Origin of the sequence: Aliivibrio sp. 1S175 (assembly GCF_001690985.1) — a bacterium.
Classification (GTDB): Bacteria; Pseudomonadota; Gammaproteobacteria; order Enterobacterales; family Vibrionaceae; genus Aliivibrio.
This window is the reverse complement of record NZ_MAJS01000034.1, coordinates 927-5,020: the sequence shown is the minus strand read 5'-3', so window position 1 is coordinate 5,020 and position 4,094 is coordinate 927. Positions and strand designations below refer to the sequence as shown.

At 32.7% G+C, this 4,094-nt stretch carries 5 protein-coding genes; all 5 read left to right on the top strand.

Going from position 1 to position 4,094, the window contains the following annotated elements; all coding sequences use genetic code 11:
• The first annotated feature begins 105 nt into the window (after nucleotides 1-105).
• Nucleotides 106-741 (top strand): hypothetical protein, encoded by a 636-nt coding sequence (locus A6E06_RS11410; RefSeq protein WP_141676958.1) that lies wholly within the window; start codon nucleotides 106-108, stop codon nucleotides 739-741.
• A gap of 184 nt (nucleotides 742-925) precedes the next feature.
• A complete protein-coding gene (locus tag A6E06_RS11405) occupies nucleotides 926-1,780 on the top strand; it encodes a hypothetical protein (RefSeq protein WP_141676957.1) in 855 nt (284 codons plus the stop codon).
• On the top strand, nucleotides 1,780-2,211 hold the full coding sequence (locus A6E06_RS11400; protein WP_065591857.1) for a hypothetical protein: 432 nt from the start codon (nucleotides 1,780-1,782) through the stop codon (nucleotides 2,209-2,211). The genes A6E06_RS11405 and A6E06_RS11400 overlap by 1 nt, the downstream gene beginning before the upstream one ends.
• Before the next feature lie 220 nt (nucleotides 2,212-2,431).
• On the top strand, nucleotides 2,432-3,160 hold the full coding sequence (locus A6E06_RS11395; RefSeq protein ID WP_141676956.1) for a hypothetical protein: 729 nt from the start codon (nucleotides 2,432-2,434) through the stop codon (nucleotides 3,158-3,160).
• A gap of 158 nt (nucleotides 3,161-3,318) precedes the next feature.
• On the top strand, nucleotides 3,319-4,068 hold the full coding sequence (locus A6E06_RS11390) for an alpha/beta hydrolase (RefSeq protein ID WP_065593005.1): 750 nt from the start codon (nucleotides 3,319-3,321) through the stop codon (nucleotides 4,066-4,068).
• Nucleotides 4,069-4,094 lie beyond the last annotated feature (26 nt).

Sequence of the window (4,094 nt, the reverse complement as noted above, 5' to 3'; positions counted from 1 at the left end):
CGGCGTTCTGGGTTTGCCTTGGGTTTTGTGATTAAGGCGGTTAATTCAGGTTGGTTTGCATGGTAATAAACGTGTTATGCCAGCGTTATGCGATTAGGAATATATATGATTACATTGGATTACCTCAAACTTCATGGAAAGCGTTATTCAAAGATAGCAAGGATCAATATGAATTCGGATATTCAACGAAACATCGATGTTATCGATGAAATGTACAGTGCTGGTATAAATAAAAAAGAAAATATCGCATACGAAATCTCCGAACGTATCAGAACACTATCATCTCAAAAAGAAATATCAGATGAAGAACTACAAGAGGAAGTTAACTTTTTATCTGAAAATGATCCTTCAGATGAAATTATAGAATTAATTGAGGAGATGCAAATTGTATCTCTATATAAGTCAGTAGAAATCACAATAATAAAAATGTTGAATATTAGTGGTCTATTGCCAGATAAAGAACAAGACTTTAAGTTCAGTATTACAAAGTTAGAAAATTTCTATAAGCATCACGACCTTAATATTAAAGAATTAGAGGGTTTTTCAGCATTTGATGAACTTCGTTTAATTAATAATTGTGTTAAGCATTCAGGTAGGGTGAATAAGCCATTATCAAAATATCCACATTGGAATTTAGAAGATAAAGTTACAAACTGTAGTGCTGCATATGACAGGTTGAAACAAGATGTTCAAAAATTTGTTTTAGCTTTAGGGGACGCACTTCATAACCAAATCGCATAACAAAGCAATCAACACGATTTATTACATTCGGCGTTGTAGGTTTGTCTTTGGTTTAGGTGTTTAAAGCAGTAAAATTCAGCTAAGTCGTCGTAGTAATAAACGTGTTATTGCGGCGTTATATTTTTAGGTATGGCGTTCCTGGTGATAGTGCATTATAATCAGTGACTTATACTGAGGAGTATTCGTGGCTAATATAAAAGTTAGAAAAAGAAATCAGAACATATTGAAGTCCTTTAATGTAATAGGAACCATGTCTTCATTGTTTATTGGTTCAATAATTCAATTAGATTTGAATTCAAAGCAGTTTGTAACATACCCATTATGGAAACACATTATTGTCCAAGTTAAGGATAATGCACCATTTTTATTAACCATCTCTGCATTGACAATTGTTTTCTCCTTTCTTTTCTTAAAATTGACAAATTCTGTCGCAATTCTGAAATGTATAGCTGTTAAATTGAATACATTGAGGGATTGGCTTTGTTGTAATATCAATGGTGACTATGATGACAATCATAGGGTGACCTTATTTAAATACAAAAAAAGTTATTATGGGCTACTATTAAGAAGAAAATATTGGGCGAATAAATATTTCCCATGGACATTTGAACGAACACCTTGGAGCGGTTGGTTAGTTCCAATTTCAAGATCTGGACATACTGGGCAAAATGCTCGCGCTGTATTTTGGGCTCCAGATTCTGGACGAAAAGCTGAAGGTGTTGCAGGAATTGCTTGGGCAAAAGGTGGTGATATGGTTCATTTTGAAAAGTTACCTAAAATATCTCACACAACAAACGATGAAAATAAAAGAAGATATTGTGACCGAACACGAATTTCTCCTATGTTACTTGAGGCATACATTAAAGAAAATGCAACTCCATCACGGTCATTTTTAGCTTTTTTAATATTAGTTGACGGTGAAGCATGGGGTGTTATTGTGGTTGATAGTCAGAGTGAAGAAGGTATTGATATAACACAAATGCAAAAAGCTATGGAAGTTACTTGTAGCTTATTACCTGTTTTATTGGAGGAGTTATAATGAGTATAAATAATTGGTATTACCTCAAAGATTTTCTTTTTGAAAAGAATACTGAAGATAAAACTGAAAAGTTTACTACTTATGTATCACCATATTTTGTACCTAAAGCTTATCGATATGGTTGTAGTAAGTCTGATAACATGATCGTTGAGTTTAAGTATATTGATGTCACGGAAAATACGCGAAAAATGACGCACCCCGAAAATCATAAAATATACTTTAAGGTAGGAGATAAAACAGGAAGAATTTACAAAGTATATCTTGGTTCTTCTAGCAACGAGTGTAAAACAATGGTTAAGTATTTAGACGACTTAGATAAGGCGTTTGAAAATTTAGCCAATAAGCTAAGTGATGGTAACAAAGAACAATATGCACCGACATTAGTAGCGACTAAAAATTGTTTGTCTAAACTAAAATGTAAGCACTCTTAAAAAATATAACAAATGCATCAACACGATTTACTACACTCGGCAATCTCAGTTTGCCGGGTGTTTCTCGTTTTAAGGCGTCAATGTTAAGTATAATTGCATAGTAGTAAACGTGTTATGCAGGCGTTATATTTATTTTAGAGGTTTCTTATAGATGTTGGACAGAATACGAAGAAAAGCACTTAAGTTAGTTTGTGCTAAAACTGGCCCGTTGACAATATGTATGACGTTACCTGAGTGTGATGAAAATAATTTTTATTCGATAAAGTTAACGTGTACAGATGGAAGACGATTGTTGGTACGCGGTATTTCAGGGGATGAAATAACAGCTCTTGAATATTGTAAAGAAGAAAGGTCTTTTGACGTAAAAACTAAAATTGATATCAGGAATGTAGATTTAAATAATATTGAAATAACGTATTACCTCTATAATTATTATTCTAAATTTACAAGTTTGAATGCATTTATTATAGATTATATCTTCAAAAAAGAATGTATAAGAATAACGGTCTCTAGAAGTTGGAAAAAACTTTCTCAAGTTGTATTTAATTGTAAAAGATTACAAAGTAGACCAAGGCATGAGTTAATTGAGCATATAATTGAAGCATATGGTATTACAAATAAAGAATTCTGCTTGACCTCTTTAATGACAGATATCTATTCGCTTAGAAGTTTTGGACATCCAAATAAAGAAAAATGTATGAATAAATTAAGATTATATTTAAAATCTTTTGAAGAATCAGGAGAGATAATAGTTAATCATAATGGAAACTATAAAATTACAGGGAAGGCTATCGTCACATTGGAATATTTTCAAATTAATGAACGTAGGCATAAAGATGGTTTGAAACTTCAATATAGCATGATTATTTTAACAGCATTATTGGCTATATTAGCTTCTATACAGGCTGGATTAATAAAATTAAAACCGATATTAGATTTAACACAATAAATATAACAAATGCATCAACACGATTTGCTACATTCGGCATTCTAGGTTTCTTTGGGTTTACCGTATTAAGTGGTAAATTTAGGCTTAATCTGCATGGTAGCAAACGTGTTATGCAGGCGTTATGCCTTTCTACGGTTTTGATATAAATAAGGAATTTTATGAAATTTGCAGTACCTCTTGCGTTGTCGTTATTAACTAGCTCAGTTATGGCAACTTCTTTGGATATTTACGATGCTAGCCGAGAGCGAAATATTCCAATAACTGTAGATTTTCCTGTCCAAAAGGATTTATGCACTACGAGTAATAAGTGTAAGGTTGCATTTGTTAGTGCTGGTTATAAAGTCCCGTATTTGAAATACCAGTTAATGGTTCAAAATTTAAATGAAATGGGTTACTTAACTGTTGCTGTTGATCATGAATTACCAAATGATCCTCCTTTATCTAAAAAAGGGGATTTATATCAAACTAGGATCGAAAATTGGAAGCGTGGTGCAGAAACGTTAGATTTTCTGCAAAGTAATATATCACCTCGTTATCCTGAGTATGATTTTCAGAATATTCTGTTAGTTGGGCATTCAAACGGTGGTGATATATCAGCATGGCTAGCTTCTGAAAATAAGTCATACATAAACAAAATCATCACATTAGATCATCGTAGAGTAGCTCTGCCAAAAACAGTTAAGGTCCAAGTGTTATCAATAAGAGCGACCGAATATCCGACAGTGGCTAGTGCTTTGTTAACTGAAAAAGAGCAAAGTAAATATCATAGTTGTATTGTCGAAATTGAAAATTCGAAACACATGGATTTAACTGATTACGGTTCAGAAAAAATAATGAATAAGGTTAGGTTAATCACTAAGGGTTTTCTGTCTGGAGAGTCTTGTACCAAATTGAAACAACAGGCATAACAATCGCATCAACACGATTTGCTACA

Excerpts from the sequence above, each read along its gene's own strand:
- A6E06_RS11390 (WP_065593005.1), top strand. The coding sequence starts at position 3,319 with ATGAAATTTGCAGTACCTCTTGCGTTGTCGTTATTAACTAGCTCAGTT.
- A6E06_RS11410 (WP_141676958.1), top strand. The coding sequence starts at position 106 with ATGATTACATTGGATTACCTCAAACTTCATGGAAAGCGTTATTCAAAG.
- A6E06_RS11395 (WP_141676956.1), top strand. The coding sequence starts at position 2,432 with ATGACGTTACCTGAGTGTGATGAAAATAATTTTTATTCGATAAAGTTA.
- A6E06_RS11400 (WP_065591857.1), top strand. The coding sequence starts at position 1,780 with ATGAGTATAAATAATTGGTATTACCTCAAAGATTTTCTTTTTGAAAAG.